Origin of the sequence: Streptosporangium sp. NPDC049248 (genome assembly GCF_040678965.1) — a bacterium.
In the GTDB taxonomy this organism is placed as follows: domain Bacteria; phylum Actinomycetota; class Actinomycetes; order Streptosporangiales; family Streptosporangiaceae; genus Streptosporangium; species Streptosporangium fukuiense.
Window position 1 is genome coordinate 72,117 of the sequence record NZ_JBFAQY010000017.1, and the last position, 16,500, is coordinate 88,616.

The window sequence follows — 16,500 nt, forward strand, 5'->3', positions numbered from 1 at the left end:
CCATCTCTTCACTCCTATGACGAACCGCGACGGCCAGAGGTGACCGACCGGCCGGCCGGAGGCCGGGCGGCCAGCTCGGTCACCGCGGCCCGGGCCGCCGTCAGCGAGCTCGCCGCCAGCGCCCGGAAACGGGCCAGCCCCGGCACGTCCCCGGCTCGGGTCATCTCGGCGTGGACGAAGTGCAGGTCCTCTTCGGCCACCCCGAGGTCACCGAAGTACGCCCGCAGGTAGGGCGTCTGGAAGTCGAAGCCGTCCCGGGGCGTGCCCGGTCGGTAGCAGCCGCCTCGCGCGGTGACCACCACCACCGTCGTGCCGCGCAGCAGGCTGTCCCCGGTACCCGGGTCGGTGAACGCCCCCGGGAATGTCACCCGGTCGATCCATGCCTTCAGCGCGGCGGGGACCGAGAAGTTGTACATCGGAACACCGATCAGCACCGTGTCCGTGGCCAGCAGTTCTGTGATCAGCGGCCGGGTCAGTGTCCACTCCCGTTCCTCGGCCGGGCCCTCGACCAGTACGGACACCTCGGCCGGCGGGACGCCGCCGTGCCGCTGCACCCGCTGGCCGAGGGTGACGAAGGCGGAGGTCACCAGTGGCACCGGGTCGGCGGCCAGGTCCCGGTAGCGGTATCCGGCGCCGTCGTGCAGCCCTCGCCAGGTGTCGGCGAACAACGCGGTCAGCTGTTTGCTGACCGAGTCATGGAAACGGGCGGCACTGGAATCCAGGTGCAGCAAGGATGTGGCCGGTTCCTCGACGGCCGGGGTGGTGATCATAAGGCCCCCTCTCTGTCACTGTGAGTGTCATGTCAATGACGAACGGTGACGGGGAAAGGTGACCGGAAGGCCGCGCCGGAGTCGTCTGGCCGGGCGATCCGGGAGGAATCATTCGGCACGGGGCCCGGAACGCTTGGCGGCGGACCAATGATGCGGCAGAGTGAAACATTGTTTCCCTTTTGGAGGTCGCGCTGTGCGTTACGTCATCATCGGTTGTGGCAACGTGGGCATGGAACTCGCCCGCCGCTGGACCTCCGCGGGTCATCAGGTGACCGGCACCACCACCTCGGCCGAGCGTGTCGACGAGCTCAAGGCCGTCTGCGCCGACGTGGCGATCCTGCGGGGCAGCGACAGCGCGGCGGTGCGGGACGCGACGCGCGGCGCCGACGCCGTCGTGCTGACGGTGAGCCCGCGGGTCGCCCGCTCCTTTGACGCGAACGGCCGGATCGCCGAGTACGCGGACACCCTCACCGCCACCGCGCGGACCGCCGCCGCCGTGCACCCGCGAGTCGTCTTCACCAGTTCGACGTCCGTCTACGGTTCCGGTGACGGACGACCGCTGGACGAGTCGAGCCCGACGACCGACGATCCGGACGCGTCGCCGCGCAACTTCGTCGCCGCCGAGGACGCCGTCCTGGCCACGCCGCGCGGGGCGGTGGTGCGCATTCCGGATGTGTACGGGCACCCGCGCGACATCGACTACGTGACCCGGGTGAAGCTCGCCCACGAGATGCTCGGCGGCAGCGTGCCGTTCGCGGCGGACGCCCTGCTGTACCGCGTCGACTACCGTGACGCGGCCGCCGCGCTCGACTTCGTGGTGAGCCATGACCTCGTCGGGGTCTTCAACGCGGTCCCGGACGGAGTCGTGCCGCCGGCCAACGAGGAGGTGTTCGGCCGGATCTGCGCCGAGCAGGGCTGGCCGGAGCTGAGCTACCGCGCCGAGATCAAGACCCCGTCGGTACCGGTGAGCTCCGCCAGGCTGCGGGCGGCGGGTTTCCGCTTCGCACACTGACTCACCCGAGCCGGGTCGCTCTTTTCCGGTACTGCTCGGTCGCCCCTGGCCGTACGGTCGGTCACCTCCCGGCCATGGCGAGCCGGCGGCCCACCAGCCGGCCGAATGCCATGGCCGGGGTGAGGCACATGCCGGAACAGAACGCGTTGCCGTTGACGGCGGCGGAGCCGATCACCTCACCGACCGCGTACAGGCCGGGAATGACCTGCCCGTCGCCGCGACGCACCCGCAGCCGCGCGTCCACGTCGAGTCCCACGAAGGTGATCAGGGTGACCGGGTGGTTCTCGATCGCGTAGTACGGCGGCTCGGCGATCGGCGCGGGCAGGTGGGCGCGGGCGAAGTCGGGGTCCCGCCCAGCCGCCACGAAGAGGTTGTACCGGGTCACCTCGTCGATGAGCCCGGCCGCGTCGATGCCCGCCTGCTTGGCGAGTCCGGCCAGGTCGGAGGCCTGGTGCACGCCGCGGCGCTGCCCGCACTGCGCGACCAGCTCGGCTGGACTCCACCCGTGGACCATCGGCTGTGACTCGCGGAGCGCCCGCGCGTCGAACACCATCCAGAAGGTCATCTGCTCGACGGTGGTGAGCACCCGTTCCTTGCGGTCGATGCTCGGCTCGTCCTCGGCGATCCAGCGGCGGCCACGCCGGTCGACGTAGATCTCCCAGGGGGGCCGCTCGACGGCCACCAGCTGGGGCCGGTGCGACCAGTCCACCCGCAGGTCCCCGTCGTTCGGGGGCAGCCCGCCGAAGGTCGGGATGTACATGCCGGAACCCTGCAGGCCCGCCCCGGCCCGCCGGCCCATCAGCAGCCCGTCGCCGGTGGAGGTGGGGGCCGCCGAGGTGGTCAGCGGCGCGCCCTCCAGCTCGGCGAACAGCTCCGGCTCGTACCCGAATCCACCGGTGGCGAGTACCACCGCGGGTGCCCGCCACCGGGTGCCGTCCTCGGTGATCACCCCGGTCGCCGCGCCGTCCTCGACCAGCAGCTCGGTGACCCGTACCCCGCAGCGCAGGTCGATCCGGCCGGCGGCGCGGTGCGCGTCCAGCAGCGGGCGCAGCGCGGCCAGGATCGCCGGGCCGCCGGGCAGGGCGGTGGCGTGGACGGTGCGTGGCGTGCGGTACGGCTCGTGACCGTGGACGATGCGGGGGGTCTGCGGGTCGGGGACGAATCCGGACGCGATCAGCCATTCCAGCACGGCCGGCTGCTCGCGCAGTGACAGCCTGGTCAGATCCTCGCGGGCGGTGCCCCGGCTGATGCGCCGGATGTCCTCGAAGTGACGTTCCGGATCGTCGTCGATGCCGCGCTCACGCTGTGCGGAGAACCCTCCGGCGGACAGGTGGCCGCCGGAGTAGGGCAGCGCGCCTCCCACGTCGGGCGCCTTCTCCAGCAGCAGCACCCTGGCCCCCGCGTCCGCGGCGGTGATGGCGCAGGCGAGGCCGCCGGGCCCGGCCCCCACGATGATCATCGCTGGTCGCGCGCCCTCGGCGTCGACGCCGGTGGCGGGCGACCGGGCGGGGCGCGTTCCCGGGGCGGACGCCACGCGTGTCTCTCGCTCGGCCGCGAAGTGTGTTTCCATAATAGGAACAGTGTTTCCATCGACCGGGTGGGGCGTCAAGGCGTGATCACCAGCCGGTCGACGGCGGTTTCAGAGGGCCGTCTCGCCGCGGAGGACGGACTTGGCCACCAGCGTGCGCAGGACGTCGTTCGTGCCCTCGCCGATGCTCATCAGGATCGAGTCGCGGTAGAGGCGCTCCACCTCGTACTCGGTGGAGTAGCCGTAGCCACCATGGATCTTCATCGCGTCGATCGACGCCGCCAGGGCGACCTCGGAGCAGAAGATCTTCGCCATGCCCGTCTCCCCGTCGGCGCGCCCCTTGCGGACCGCGTCCGCGGCCCAGTAGGCCATCAGACGAGCGGCCTGGACCTGGGTGGACAGGTTCCCCAGCTGCAACTGGATCGCCTGGAAGTCGGCGATGGCCTGATTGAACGCCCTGCGTTGCCTGGCGTAGGCGAACGCCTCGTCATGGGCGCGCTGGGCGATGCCGACCGAACGCGCGGCGATGTTCACCCGGCCCCACTCCAGAGCGGAGAGCGCGTGCTGCATCCCCTTGCCCTCGACGCCGCCGAGCAGGTTCTCCCTGGGGACGCGCACATTGTCGAGCACCACCTCGCAGGACTCGGTGCCCTTGTAGCCGAGCTTGGGGATGTCCTTGGTGACCCGGTAGCCCTCCAGGGAGGAGTCCACCAGGAGCACGCTCATGCCCTTGTGCGCGGGGGAGGTGCTCGGGTCGGTCTTGACCAGGACCGGGAGCGGATCCGCGTACCGCGCGTTGGTGATCCACATCTTGGTGCCGTTGACGACGTAGTGGTCACCGTCGAGCGTCGCGGTGGTGCGGATGCCCTGCAGGTCGGTGCCGGCGTCGGGCTCGGTGAGGCCGATGCCGGTACGGCGGACGCCGGCGGCGAGGTCGGGAAGGTACTTCCGCTTCTGCTCCTCCGTGCCGCGCATCGCGATCATCCGGCAGGCCAGGGAGTGGCTGCCCAGGATGCCGGCGATGCCCATCCAGCCACGGGCTATCTCCTCGAAGACCAGCGCGAACGAGACGGGGTCGAGATCGAGGCCGCCGTACTCCTCGGGAATCGTCATCCCGAACAGGCCCATCTCCCGCATCCCGTCGACGATCTCCGTCGGATAGCGGCCGGACTGCTCCCACTCACGGGCGACCGGGATGATCTCCCGATCGACGAAGTCGCGCAGGACGGCGCGGAACTCGCGCTGGTCCTCGTCAAGCTGGAAATCCACTGCGACTGCCTTTCTTGACCGGAGCCTCCGTAGACTCCGGTGTTCGGAAGCTGTTCAGGAGACGTCGGCGGGAACGAAGACGGGAAGGGCACGCCCGTCACCGAGGCCCACCCAGGTGAGCCGGACCGGGTCGTCGATGCGCCACTCCTCCTCCGGCCGGCCCTCCAGCCGGGTGAGCAGGATGACTCCCTCGGCCAGCCGGACGCGGGCGATGACATAGGGAACGTCGAGTTCCGGGCGCGGCGCCCGGTGCACGACGGTGAACGAGTCCACCACGCCGGTCCCGGCCGACGTGCCCCAGTCCAGACGGTCAGAGCCGCAGTGCACGCACAGCGCGCGCGGCGGGTGCTGCCTTCCCGCGCAGCCGGCGCAGGTCTGCACCAGCAGCCGGCGGTCCCTGGTCGCCTCCCACCAGGGCAGGGTGATCTCGTCGGGCGGCGGAACCTCGGGGGCGATCACGTGTCCACCCCCAGCACCACGGTGGCGTGCGTCGACAGGATTCCTCCCGTACCGTGGGCCAGCGCGAGACGCGCGCCGGGAACCTGCCGGTCACCGGCCTCGCCGCGCAGCTGCGCCACCGCCTCGATCAGCAACATGACCCCGAACTGGCCGGGATGGCAGTAGGACAGGCCACCGCCCGAGGTGTTGAGCGGGAAGTCGCCACCCGGGCGGATCCTGCCGTCCGCGATCCAGTCCAGCGCCTCGCCCCGGCCGCAGAAGCCCAGCGCCTCCAGGGTGAGCGCCACGGTGATCGTGAACGAGTCGTAGACCTGCGCCACGTCGATGTCGGCCGGGGTGACGCCGGCCCGCGCGAACGCGTCGGCGCCGGAGCCGACCGCGCCGGTCACGGTCAGGTCGGCGACGGCGGTCATCGAGGTGTTGGTGGTGCGCTCGCCGTACCCGAGCACCTCCACCGGCTTCCTGCGCAGGTCCCTCGCGCGCTCGGAGGAGGTCAGCACGATGGCGCCGCCGCCGTCGGTGACCAGGCAGCAGTCCAGAGCGGTCAGCGGGCTGGAGATCATCGTGGAGCCGACCACCTCCTCGGCGGTCAGCGACCGGGTGCCGTGGCGGAACGCGGCGGGGTTCAGCAGCGCCCACTCCCGCGCCGCCACGGCGACCTCGGCGAGCTGCTCCCGCGTCCCGCCGCACATGTGAAGGTAGCGTCGCGCGGCCATCGCGTAGTACGAGAGCGGAAAGAGCGGGCCGTACGGCGTCTCGAACTGGGCCTCCGGTGTGTGGTCCTCCACCACGCCCCCGAGAGAGCGGGAACGGGCCGACCGCTGGTTGGAGGCGAAGCTGATCACGACGGTCTCGGCCTGACCCGCCTGGATGGCCTGGGTCGCCCGCGCGACGAACATCTCGAAGGCGGAGCCGCCCGCGTACGTCGAGTCGGTCCAGCGCGGCTGGAGCCCGAAGTGGTCGGCGAGCTGGGTCGCGGAGAACCGGGAGACCCCGGTCGTCGCCAGCCCGTCGACGTCACGCAGGGTCAGCCCCGCGTCGGCGAGCGCCCGGCCGATCGCCTGGGCCTGCAGGCCGAGAACCGACCGGTTGGTGACCCCGAGATCCGACTCGGCGGCCCCGACGATCGCGACACCGGTCCTCATCTCACCTCCGGTCCGCCGGCGACGCCGGGTCTCGCCCCCGGTCCGTCGGCGACGCCGAGCAGGACCCGGGCGCGCGCGGGACCCGCGGCGACCCGGTCGACCCCGCCGTCGGCACCGATCACGACCACCCGCTGGCTGAGCACCAGGAAGTCGTCACCGACCTCCGAGACCGTGCCCTCGCAGCGGACCGTCTCCTCGGCGAAGACCAGTGACCTGAAAGCGAAGTCCAGTTCACGCACGAAACACCGCGGACCGAGCCAGTCCTGGATCTGTTCGACCAGCAGGGCCCCGAACACCTGGCCGTCGACGACCGGCGCGGGAACCCGCTGCCTGGCGACGAACTCGGAGTCGTAGTGCAGCCGGTACCAGTCCCAGGTGGCTCCCGCGTAGGCGACCATGTCCGCGAGCCCGATCCTGCGTTCGAGCGGGGGGACGACCTCCCCGGGTTCGTGGGTCATGCCCCGGCCTCCAGCGATACGAAAATGATGGTCTCCTCGTTCTCCGCGAGCAGCTCGCCCCGCTGGTCGGTGTAGGCCGCCCGCGAGGTGACGATCAGCATCTCCGCGCCGGACCTGGTGGTCTTCTCCGTCGCGTCCTTGATCTCCCAGGTGGCGGTGACGACATCGTCGGGGCGGATCCTGCGGTGGAAGACGTAGGAGTTGCCGCCGCGGACCTTGCGGGTGCCCGGGATCTCGATCCCCCAGTTGTGCCCGGCGTCGCCGTCGGGGCCTATCGGCAGGCCGGCGTACTGGTTCGTCTCGCAGATCAGGGTGGGCGGAGCGGTCACCCCGGCCAGCCCCTGGGCGCGCGCGTACTCGGGATCGGAGTACAGCGGGTTGTCGTCCCCGACGGCCAGGCCGAAGTACCTGCACGCGGCGGCGCCGAGCTCCTCCGGCGCGGTGTAGACCCGCCTGCGCCCGACGAGCGCGCGGATCTCCTCGGTGAGCAGCGTCACGACGGGTCCTTCGGATAGAGGGCGGTCGGGAACACCTCGAGCAGGAACTCGGGACGGAGCAACTCCTTGCAGATCGCTCCGGTCGAGGCCGGCCACGGGGGGGAGAGCAGGCGCTCACGGACCGGCGCGACCACGCGGTAGTCCGGCAGGGCCGACTCGACGCAGAACTCGACGGTCGAGAGCAGGTTCTCGGGACCGAGACCGGCGTGGGAGAGCAGCTGCCGGATCGCCCCGTAGGTCTCCTCGGCCTGCGCCCTGAGATCGCCGGGGTGGAGCGCCTCCTGGGTCTCCATGTCCAGCGCCGCGAAACCGGACATGAACAGCGTGCGGCCCGCCCGGACGCCCGGCGAGTAGGTCAGGGTGTCGTACCGGGACCAGCCCGGGTTCACCGGTTCCAGCGGATGCCTGGAGGCGGTGACGTCGATCGCGACCATGGACTCCGGGTGGTGCAGGCGGCTCATCAGGATGCCCCCGGCCCCCGGATACACCCCCGCTCCGCCGAGTCGTTCCTTGCGCACCCGGTGGCTCTTGCGGTAGACGCCGCGGGACGCGGGAGTCGAGTAGTCGTAGGTGGTGACGGCGTTGTCCAGGGACAGTCCCGCCTGGCGCAGCAGCGCGTCCGCCCGGTCGAGGCAGTACGCGTACTGGCCCACGAAGTCGCCGGGGGAGACGATGTCGCCGGACTCGTCGACGGGCACGACGGTCGGCAGGTACACCGCGCCGTCATGCCCCTCGCGCACCGGGGAGGCGGCCCACCCGCCGGCGGCCGGCAGCTCGGTGCCGCCGCCCCTGACGGCGTGCATCTCGATCTCCAGCAACGCGGCCGAGCGGACCAGTCGCTCCACCACCACCGTGGAGAGCGTGGGCCGGTGCGCCCCGAAGACCTCCTCGCGCACGGCGGCCGCGGCCTCGTAGTCGGGCAGGCCCGCGAGGGTGACGTTCTCCGTCACGTGCACCACGTCGTCCGGGCCGAGGCCGGCGGCCTCGATGATCGTCAGCACCTTCCGGTAGGCGATCCGCGCCTGCTCCTCCATGGTGCCGGAGACGACCATCTTGCCGAGCGCCTCGTCCCGTGCGGCCGCGGTGTGCCCGGACGACCAGGCGCTGTCGCCTTCGGACAGGGCGAGGCAGAAGGTGAAGCCCTCGTAGGGGAACCAGGGGAACTCGGCGGGTCTGACAGCTCGCAACGTCATCTCTGCTCCTGACTGCGCTGGGCGAACTCGGCTGCGGCGGCGGCCGCGGCGCTCAGTACGGCGGTGAGGTCCGGTTGCCGGTCGAGCGCCTCGACGACGTCGACGAGCCCGGTCGCCCGGCCTCCCACGTTGCCCTCGAACTTGGCTATCAGCGCGTCCCGGCTGAGCGGGTTGGCCCCGCCCCCCTCGCTGCGCCGCACGGAACCGTCGACGACCCGGCCGTCGCGGAGCCTGACGGAGACGCGTCCCGGCGCGTCGGCGGCGACGAGCCCCGAGGGCTCGGCGACCTCCCAGCGGACCCGGGCGGCGAGCTCGCTCACCTCGGCACGGGCGATCGAGCGCGGCTCGAAGGTGTCCAGGCTCACCCCCCGGTCGACGACCAGTGCCGCGACGGTCCAGGGGAGCGAGAACTTCGCGGCGTAGGCGCTCGCCGGTCGCAGCAGGTCGCGGGAGGTGTCGCAGACCACCGAGGCGGAGTCGGGGTGGACCTGGGCATGTATCTCGCAGACGTCCTCGGGGCCGAACGGCTCGCGCGCCATCGCGTCGAGGGTCGCCCCCATGGTGGCGTGCGAGAGCTGGCAGGCCGCGTATGGCTTTATGCCGATCCGGGTGGTCTCCCACCGGTCGCCGAGGTCGGCGGTGATCGACCGCGGGTCCACGCCACCCTGAGCGAGCGCGTCGAAGACGCCGTGCGGCCCTTCGAAGACCGTCTCCGGCCCGGTGGCACCCGCCGCCGCCAGGCGGGCGGCGATGACGCCCGACTGCGAGGCGAACCCGGGATGGAGCTGTTTGGTGGAGGCCCCGGTGCCGAGGAAGGCCAGCAGGCCCCCCGCCTGGCTGCCCGCGATGCCCAGCGCGTCGGTGGTCCGGGCGACGTCCAGGCCGAGCAGCCGCGCGGCGACCAGAGCCGAGGAGAAGACGCCCGCGACCATCGTCGCGTGCAGGCCGCGCGCGTGGAATCCGTGCGGGGCGGCGGCGGCCACCCGGCAGGCGGTCTCGTACCCCGCCACGGCGGCGGTGAGCACCTCCCGGCCTGGCGCGCCGACCTGCTCGCCGACGGCGAACGCCGCGGGCAGGACGACGGCGGTGGCGTGCACGAGGCCGCCGGCGTGGGTGTCGTCGAAGTCGAGGGCGTGCACGAGCGTGCCGTTGGCGAGGGCCGCGGCGGGCGCCGAGAGCCGGTGGCCGGTGCCGAGGACCGTCGCCTCGGCGGGGCCGCCGAGGTCTCGCGCCACGGTCAGCGCGGGGGCCGCGGCTCCGGTCCGGTACGCGCCGAGCGCGGTGCCGACCCCGTCGAGCAGGTGCCGGGTGGCGGCCCGGCGGACCGATGCGGGAACGTCGGTCAGACCGAGCGCCCAGGCGGCCAGTTCCCGAGCGATCATCGGGTGGCCGCCCCGGTCACCTCGCCGAACGCGCCCTGGGCCGTCAGCTCGTCGATCGTCGCGTCGTCGTATCCCACGATGTCACGGACCACCAGGTCGAAGTCCTCGTTGCGGAGCGGGGCACGGCGGTAGGTCGGCGGCTCGCTGCCGACCCGCACCGGTGAGGCGACCTGTTCGACCGTGCCGAACCGGGGGTGCTCGGTGGTGACGCGCAACCCGCGCGCCCTGGTGTGCTCCTCCGCCAGCGCGGCCGCGACGTCGTTGATGGGCGCACAGGGGATCGAGGCCGGATACAGGACCTTCAGCCACTCGGCCACGGTGCGCTTCCGGAAGATCTCTTCCAGGAGTCCGAGCAGTTCCACACTGTTTCGCTGCCGGCCCGCGAACGAGCCGTAGGGGGAGTCCGGCTCGGCCCATTCGGGATGGCCGACGACGTCGGCGAGGCGGGCCCAGAACTTCTCCTTGGCGCAGCCGACGACCAGCCAGCCGTCACTGGCCTCGAACGCCTGGAACGGCACCAGCGAGGGGTGGGCCGAGTGGCGGGTACGGGCCGGGGTGAAGCCCGCGTTCAGGTGCCAGGCGGCCGGATAGGTCAGCATCCCGATCGCGGTGTCGTACAGGCTGACGTCGCAGTCCATGCCCGTCCCGTCGCGCCGTGCCGCGTGCACGCCGGCCAGCAGCGAGAGGGCGGCGACCAGCCCGCCCGAGTAGTCGACCAGGGAGAGCCCGGACTTGGTGGGCGGCCCGTCGGGCTCGCCGGTGAGATCCATCCAACCGGCCAGACCCTGGAGCACGTAGTCGTAGCCAGGCTCCTTCCGGCGCGGGCCGGTCATCCCGAAACCGGTGAGCGAGCAGCAGACGATGGCCGGGTTCAGATGCCTGAGGTCGTCGTAGACGATACCGATCTTCGCCGGGACGTCGCCGCGGAGGTTGGAGTAGACCACGTCGGAGACCTTCACCAGGTCCTCGAAGACCCTGCGCCCGGCCGCCGAGGACAGGTCCAGGGACAGGCTGCGCTTGTTGCGGTTGAAGGTCTCGAAGAACAGCGAGTCCTCACCCTCGCCGTACGGCGGCACGTAGCGGCCGACGTCACCGCCCACCCTCGGGTCCTCGATCTTGATCACTTGGGCACCGAGGTCGGCGAGGTGCACGCTGCCGAACGGACCGGCCCCGTACTGCTCGACGGCGATGATCCGGATGTCTTCCAGAGGCTTCAAGAGGTGCTCCCTGCGATGTCTGCCATGAGCGACAGGATCTCGTTCTGAGCCGCGCGGATCTCGGCGGCGGTGAGCCCGTGGGTCGGCGGGCTGAGCTTCACCGAATCGGCCTTCCCCGCGTAACCGGCGATGCGTTCGGCCACCTGGTCGCGGGTGCCGGTCATGGTGAGCACGTCGACCATCTCCGGGGAGACGGAGCCGGCGAGGTAGTCCGCGCCCCGGCCCTGCCGGAACGCGTCGACGACCGCCCGCTGCTGGTCGGCCAGGCCGTGGAAACCGAAGAAGTCGGCGTAGGTGCGGACGCTGGCGTAGAAGCCGACGACCCCCGACACGCGGCGGACGGCTGTCCGCCGGTCGCCGGCGACGGAGCAGCAGGCGGACACCACGACGTCGAAGTCCGCGCGCCTCTTACCCTCGACCCGGGCGATCCCCGCCTCCAGCTCCGGCAGGACCAGCTCGTCCAGGTAGCGCGGGGAGCAGAGCTCGTGGCTGATCCAGCCGTCGCCGATCGTCCCGGCCAGCCGGGTCATCACCGGTCCCATCGCCGCCAGGTAGATCGGGATGTCCGTCCGCCGCACCCCGAAGGGCCGCTCGTAGCCCCGCATCCGCATCGGCTCGTACTCGCCGGTGAGGGCGATCTCGGCGCCGGTGGTGCAGGTCTCCCAGAAGTGGCGGATGTTCCGGACGGTCTCCCTCATGTGCCCGGCGGGCTTGCCGAAGCGGGCGTTGTGCCAGTCCTCGTTGAGCCGCCGCACACCGGTTCCCAGCCCCAGGACGAAGCGCCCGTCCGACAGCTCGTCGATGTCGAGCGCCTCCAGGGCGGTGATCATCGGGCTGCGGGTGAAGGCGAGCGCGATGGCGGTGCCGATCCTGGCCCGCCTGGTGGCCGTCGCGAGAGCCGCCGCGGTGACGGTGGCGCTGCGATGCAGCTCGGGAACCCAGATGACCTCGGCGCCCGCGGCCTCCGCCCTGCGGGCCACCTCCGTCAGCTCCCCGAGGGACTCACCCCAGGGGGCGAAAGTGATCCTCATGGGTGGGACGGCCCCTGGTCGCCGGTGAGCGGCTTCTTGCCGGTCGGGAAGAGGCCCTCCAGCTGGGGCGCGCCCCTTCTGTAGACGTAGAAGGTGCGCTTGAACGAGCAGACCTCGTCCCCGTCCTGGTTGAGCGTCCGGGTGCGCACGGTGACGATGCCCGCGTGGGGGCGGCTGCCGGACTCCCGCTTCTCCAGCACGAGCGACTCGCTGTACAACGTGTCACCCGCGAAGACCGGGTGGGTCATCCTGATCTCGTCCCAGCCCAGGTTGGCGAACGCGTTCTGGGTGATGTCGGTGACGCTCTGCCCGACCGCGATCGCCACGGTCAGGGTGGAGACGACGAGCGGCCTGGTGAACTCGGACCGCGCGGCGTACTCGGTGTTGAAGTGCGTCTGGTTGGTGTTCATCGTCAGCAAGGTGAACCACGTGTTGTCGGACTCGGTGACCGTCCGGCCCAGGGGATGCTGGTAGACGTCACCCACCTCGAAGTCCTCGAAGAAGCGGCCCTTCCAGCCCTCTTTGATCGCCATTGCCTTCCCCGGATGCTCGCGTCGGTAGATAATGTCAGACGTATGAAGCGTAGGGCAATGAGGTGGCCCTGTCCAAGGTGTCCGATGCCCCGGTGCCGCCGGTGTGAGGTGCCGTTCACATCGTTCAACAGGCAGAACAGGGGCGCTCATCGAGTCAGGCCGCCGTGCTGCCCGACGGCAGAAGTGCCGGGAAAAGCGCCTGTGGCGAATACATCAGATATTTCAAGCGAGCCTTCCTCTCCGGGCATGTGGAAACCGGAGGGAACTCGGGCCCGAACTCTCGGAGGCGTCCGGTCTCGCGGGTCCTCGGCGCGGTGGAGTCCGTCCCCGGGACCTTCGCTCAGTCGTGGTAGGCGTCACGGATTCTGCTCAGGTGGACCTGCATGGCCTCGCCGGCGCCCTCGGCGTCGCCGGCGTCGATGCGATCCACGATCGTTTCGTGCTCCCGGTCGACCTGCGCCCAGAACTCGCGCGGCACGTCCGGGCTGAGGAACCGTGACTGCAGGACCCGGAAGACCGGCTCGGTCATCACGGTCAGCAGGCCGTTGCCGGTCGCCTCGATGATGATCCCGTGGAAGTGCCGGTGCTCGTTGAACCTCACGCTCCGGCCGCGACTGTGCTTCTCGCGCTCCATGGCGGCCCGCAGCGCGTCGACGTGTCGTGGCTCGCGGCGCCTCGCCGCGAGCCCGGCGGCGCGGACCTCCAGCATCTCGCGCGCCTCAAGGATGTCCGCCAGGGTCAGGGTGTCCGAGCCCGACATCAGGCCGATGCTGGTCTCGAGGTAGTCGCTGACCTGGTCCGGCTCGACATGGGCGATGAAGGTTCCGCCGGTGGTGCCTCGAACCGTCCTGACGAGCCCCTGCGAGGCGAGAACGCGCAGCGCCTCGCGGACGGTGCTCCGGCTCACCCCGAAGTTGCCGCCGAGATCGGCCTCGGGAGGCAGGCGATGTCCCGAGACGAGCGAGCCGTTGAGGATCAGCTCGCGCAGCTGGTCGGCGACCTGCTGGTACGCCGGGCGCAGCCGGCTGACCGGCAACGGGGGCGGTACCGCCGGAGGGGCCGTGCGCGTGGCGTCGTTCTGTCCCGCCGTGGACGGCGTGCTGCCCTGCCCCATGGTTTCGCCTTCTCAACCGATCGTTTGGCGGTCCGTGCCGTCCTGCGGAGGGAGCCGTCGGCGAACGAGCCGGGACAGCAGGTCCTGCCCGTGATCACGCCTCTGGTCAGGAATACATCAGACATCGACTATACCTGGATCAGAGCCGATCGGAGCACGCGATCACGCACCTGGCCAGGGAGCATGGGCCGGTACCCGGGCCGCACTCCCGGAGAGATGCGGTTGCGGATGGAATGATAATGCTTGTTCCTCGAACAGTCTGACCTTTAGTCGCGGCGCACCGGGGCCGGATGACACCGCCTCGGCCGCCGCCTTCCGCGATCGGTGGCGGCTGAGGCGTCCACGCCTAGGCGTGCGTGATCAGCGCCGCGTCGAGCAGGCCCGCGACGCTGCGGCGCGTCGCGAGGCCGCGCACCTCCAGGGCCAGTGCCTCGGCCGCCTCGGCCGGCAGCACACGAGAGGCGTTGAGGGTGTACTTCGTCTGCAGCTCGTCCATCGTCAGCGGATGTTCGGGCCCGCCGCGCGAGGAGTGAACCCGGTGCTCCAGACGGCGTCCATCCCTGGTGCGGACCCGCAACACGGCGGAGAAGGCCCGGGGGAACTCCTCGGTGCACTCCGGGTCGGCCACGACGCGCACCTTGGCGGCCAGTGACAGCCGCCGCTCGTCACGGAAGGCGGACTCGGCGAAGTCGTCGAGGTGCAGTCCGAGGCCGCCCCCTCCGATCAGGGCGCTGGCCACGGTGTACGGGCCGGAGAACTTGGCGTGGTACGGCGTCCGGGGCCGGACCTTCTCCTCGTGCGGCTCCCCGATCGTCCGCAGCGGGGCGGCCGCCACGCCGAGCTCGATCTCCGCCACGTCCTCGGGCCGCAGACCTCCGGCGCGCAGGGCGAGGGCGGCGTCGATGCCCGGATGGGTGAAGTGGTTGGAGGGGTAGGGCTTGTACACCGTACGCAGCAGCTCCCAGCGCTCGCCCAGCCCGTCGGTGATCGCGGCCTCGTCGTAGCGCCCATCGAGGAACGCCTGGAAGAAGCCGAAACGTCCCTCGAAAACGGTCGGCGGCCCGGTCACCCCCTCGGCGGCCATGGTGGCGGCGACCACGCCCGAGTGGGCGGCCCAGCCGCAGTGCACCCGTTTCACGGTGCCGCCGGTGCGGTTGGCCTCGATGACCCCCGCTCCCATACTGGCGGCGATTCCCATGGCATGGGCGATGCCGTCGGCGGAAAGGCCCATCAGCAGGGCCGCCCCTGCGGCGGCGCCGACGGTCCCGCAGATCGACGTGGCGTGCCAGCCCTTCTCGAAGAAGAGGGAGTTGCGCAACTCGGGGATGTAGGACGCCATGCCCAGCCGGTTGGTGATCTCGTCGCCGACCGCCACCGCCTGGCAGAGCTCGGTGCCCGAGGCCCCGACGGACTCCGCGACGGCCAGGGTCGCGGGCACGACGGAGGCGGACGGGTGAAGCACCGAGGGCAGGTGGGTGTCGTCGAAGTCGAGCGCGTGCGCGAGGGTGCCGTTGACCAGCGCCGCGGAGGGCGCGGGAAGCGACAGCCGGTGGCCGAGTACGGAGGACTCTCCGACGCCGCCCCACCGGCTCGCCATCCGCAGGGTCGCCTCGTGCGGCTCGGCCGGATCGGTGAGCTCCTGGGCGGCGAGGCAGTTGCCGAAGGTGTCGAGCACCCGGCCGGTCACGTCCGCGACGACCGCGGGAGGCAGGCCCGTACGGCCGGCGGCGGCGAATTCGGCCAGAGCCGAGACGACGCTCATGCGGTGAGCACCGCGAGCGGCCGCACGGGCGCGCCGGTGGCGCCCACGATGGGGAGAGGATTGAGGACCAGCAGGAACTCGGGCGTCCCGAGGCCGAGCAGTTCGGTCAGGCGCATCGTCTCGACGATGTGCACGCCCGCCTCCACGAGCAGGATCCGGTGTACGGGGAGCGTGGAGTGTCCGCGGCCCGCCGCGATGTGCTCGAAGGCGATCGTCTCGCCCCCGGCCACCGCGACGCCCTGCTCGACCAGCCAGCGAGCCGCGTCCGGCCCTGGACCGGGCACACCGCCCTCCTCACCGGTGAAACGGGCCGGCCGGTCCCACTCGCGTGACCAGCCGGTGCCGATCAGCACGGCGTCACCGGCGCGCGGCCGCACGCCCGCCCTGTGCGCCGCGGCTTCGAGATCCTCCGGGGTCACCTCGTATCCGGGCGGCAGAACGTCGACCCCGTGCACGGCGGTCACGTCGAGCAGCACGCCACGCCCGACGTACGGGGTGAAGGTCTCGATCCCGAGCCGGGACAGGCCCTGGTGTGACTGGATGCCCGCCGCCTCGACCTCGCCGTGGACGTACCCGTCCTGTGAGACGTGTCCGAGGGCGTCGACATGGGTGCCCACGTGCCCGCCGGTGAGGATGACCTCGTTCGCGGCCGAGCCGCCGTCCTCGCGGACCATGTCGCCGTGCCGCCGCTCGATGACCATCCTGAAACGCGGGTGGTTCGGCGACTGGGGCATGCCCGTGCGCATCGGCTGAGCGAGATCGACGATCCTGGAGCCGTCGAGGTGCCGCCACAACGACATCACGCCACCTTCCTCTCTCGCGGGGCGTCGAGCTCGTCGGCGCTCACGCCGAGGTCACCCCGGACGCCCGCGTTGTCGGTGCCGCGCACGCGGCCTGTCCACCGGATCGGGCCCGGTGTGTCCGAGAGCCCGAAGAGCACGTGCTGTTCGGGGTCTGCCACCTTGACGACGTCGGCGCCGTGGTCACCGGGGGTCGTCGCCGCCGGCGGCCCGGCGAACAGGGTGGCCGCGCCGACGACCACGATGCCGGCCAGTGGCCCCGCAGGGCTCCCGGAGGGCCCGGGCATCTGCTCCGCCTCCACGAGATCGGCCTCCTCGAAGTGTGTTGCG

17 protein-coding genes are annotated in these 16,500 nt (G+C 71.4%); 1 reads left to right on the forward strand and 16 read right to left on the reverse strand.

The window, feature by feature from the left end:
* Positions 1–14: 14 nt before the first annotated feature.
* Positions 15–770 (reverse strand): NAD(P)H-dependent oxidoreductase, encoded by a 756-nt coding sequence (locus AB0K21_RS27455; protein ID WP_343963670.1) that lies wholly within the window; start codon positions 768–770, stop codon positions 15–17.
* Between the two features lie 193 nt (positions 771–963).
* Between AB0K21_RS27455 and AB0K21_RS27460 the strand changes: the two genes are divergently transcribed.
* A complete protein-coding gene (locus AB0K21_RS27460) occupies positions 964–1,782 on the forward strand; it encodes an NAD(P)-binding domain-containing protein (RefSeq protein ID WP_364154419.1) in 819 nt (272 codons plus the stop codon).
* A 61-nt stretch (positions 1,783–1,843) separates the two neighbouring features.
* Here AB0K21_RS27460 and AB0K21_RS27465 read toward each other — a convergent pair whose 3' ends face one another.
* The 15 genes from AB0K21_RS27465 to AB0K21_RS27535 all read right to left on the reverse strand — a co-directional run bounded on the left by AB0K21_RS27465 (position 1,844) and on the right by AB0K21_RS27535 (position 16,472).
* On the reverse strand, positions 1,844–3,352 hold the full coding sequence (locus tag AB0K21_RS27465) for an FAD-dependent oxidoreductase (protein ID WP_364154422.1): 1,509 nt from the start codon (positions 3,350–3,352) through the stop codon (positions 1,844–1,846).
* 69 nt (positions 3,353–3,421) lie between these two features.
* Positions 3,422–4,579: an acyl-CoA dehydrogenase family protein gene (locus AB0K21_RS27470; RefSeq protein ID WP_343963664.1), complete on the reverse strand. Its 1,158-nt coding sequence runs from the start codon at positions 4,577–4,579 to the stop codon at positions 3,422–3,424.
* Between the two features lie 54 nt (positions 4,580–4,633).
* On the reverse strand, positions 4,634–5,038 hold the full coding sequence (locus tag AB0K21_RS27475) for an OB-fold domain-containing protein (protein WP_343963661.1): 405 nt from the start codon (positions 5,036–5,038) through the stop codon (positions 4,634–4,636).
* Positions 5,035–6,183, reverse strand: a complete 1,149-nt coding sequence (locus AB0K21_RS27480; protein WP_343963658.1) for an acetyl-CoA acetyltransferase — start codon at positions 6,181–6,183, stop codon at positions 5,035–5,037. The genes AB0K21_RS27475 and AB0K21_RS27480 overlap by 4 nt, the downstream gene beginning before the upstream one ends.
* Positions 6,180–6,641, reverse strand: a complete 462-nt coding sequence (locus AB0K21_RS27485) for a MaoC/PaaZ C-terminal domain-containing protein (RefSeq protein WP_343963655.1) — start codon at positions 6,639–6,641, stop codon at positions 6,180–6,182. Before AB0K21_RS27485 ends, AB0K21_RS27480 begins: the two co-directional genes overlap by 4 nt.
* On the reverse strand, positions 6,638–7,138 hold the full coding sequence (locus AB0K21_RS27490) for a MaoC family dehydratase N-terminal domain-containing protein (protein ID WP_343963652.1): 501 nt from the start codon (positions 7,136–7,138) through the stop codon (positions 6,638–6,640). Before AB0K21_RS27490 ends, AB0K21_RS27485 begins: the two co-directional genes overlap by 4 nt.
* A complete protein-coding gene (locus tag AB0K21_RS27495; protein ID WP_364154428.1) occupies positions 7,135–8,331 on the reverse strand; it encodes a RidA family protein in 1,197 nt (398 codons plus the stop codon). Before AB0K21_RS27495 ends, AB0K21_RS27490 begins: the two co-directional genes overlap by 4 nt.
* Positions 8,328–9,713: an MmgE/PrpD family protein gene (locus AB0K21_RS27500; RefSeq protein WP_364154431.1), complete on the reverse strand. Its 1,386-nt coding sequence runs from the start codon at positions 9,711–9,713 to the stop codon at positions 8,328–8,330. The genes AB0K21_RS27495 and AB0K21_RS27500 overlap by 4 nt, the downstream gene beginning before the upstream one ends.
* The gene (locus AB0K21_RS27505; RefSeq protein ID WP_364154434.1) at positions 9,710–10,930 is read right to left on the reverse strand and encodes a CoA transferase; all 1,221 of its coding nucleotides are present in this window, start codon (positions 10,928–10,930) and stop codon (positions 9,710–9,712) included. The genes AB0K21_RS27500 and AB0K21_RS27505 overlap by 4 nt, the downstream gene beginning before the upstream one ends.
* The gene (locus AB0K21_RS27510; RefSeq protein WP_343963640.1) at positions 10,927–11,961 is read right to left on the reverse strand and encodes an LLM class flavin-dependent oxidoreductase; all 1,035 of its coding nucleotides are present in this window, start codon (positions 11,959–11,961) and stop codon (positions 10,927–10,929) included. Before AB0K21_RS27510 ends, AB0K21_RS27505 begins: the two co-directional genes overlap by 4 nt.
* Positions 11,958–12,494 carry a MaoC family dehydratase gene (locus tag AB0K21_RS27515; protein ID WP_343963638.1) on the reverse strand — a complete coding sequence of 179 codons (537 nt, stop codon included), beginning with the start codon at positions 12,492–12,494 and terminating at the stop codon, positions 11,958–11,960. Before AB0K21_RS27515 ends, AB0K21_RS27510 begins: the two co-directional genes overlap by 4 nt.
* 340 nt (positions 12,495–12,834) lie before the next feature.
* Positions 12,835–13,608 (reverse strand): FadR/GntR family transcriptional regulator, encoded by a 774-nt coding sequence (locus AB0K21_RS27520; RefSeq protein WP_343963636.1) that lies wholly within the window; start codon positions 13,606–13,608, stop codon positions 12,835–12,837.
* A gap of 346 nt (positions 13,609–13,954) precedes the next feature.
* Positions 13,955–15,370 carry an MmgE/PrpD family protein gene (locus AB0K21_RS27525; protein ID WP_364154439.1) on the reverse strand — a complete coding sequence of 472 codons (1,416 nt, stop codon included), beginning with the start codon at positions 15,368–15,370 and terminating at the stop codon, positions 13,955–13,957.
* On the reverse strand, positions 15,367–16,170 hold the full coding sequence (locus tag AB0K21_RS27530) for a cyclase family protein (protein ID WP_343963632.1): 804 nt from the start codon (positions 16,168–16,170) through the stop codon (positions 15,367–15,369). Before AB0K21_RS27530 ends, AB0K21_RS27525 begins: the two co-directional genes overlap by 4 nt.
* Entirely contained in the window at positions 16,170–16,472 is a 303-nt protein-coding gene (locus AB0K21_RS27535; RefSeq protein ID WP_343963630.1) for a CoA transferase, read from the reverse strand. Before AB0K21_RS27535 ends, AB0K21_RS27530 begins: the two co-directional genes overlap by 1 nt.
* Positions 16,473–16,500: the final 28 nt, after the last annotated feature.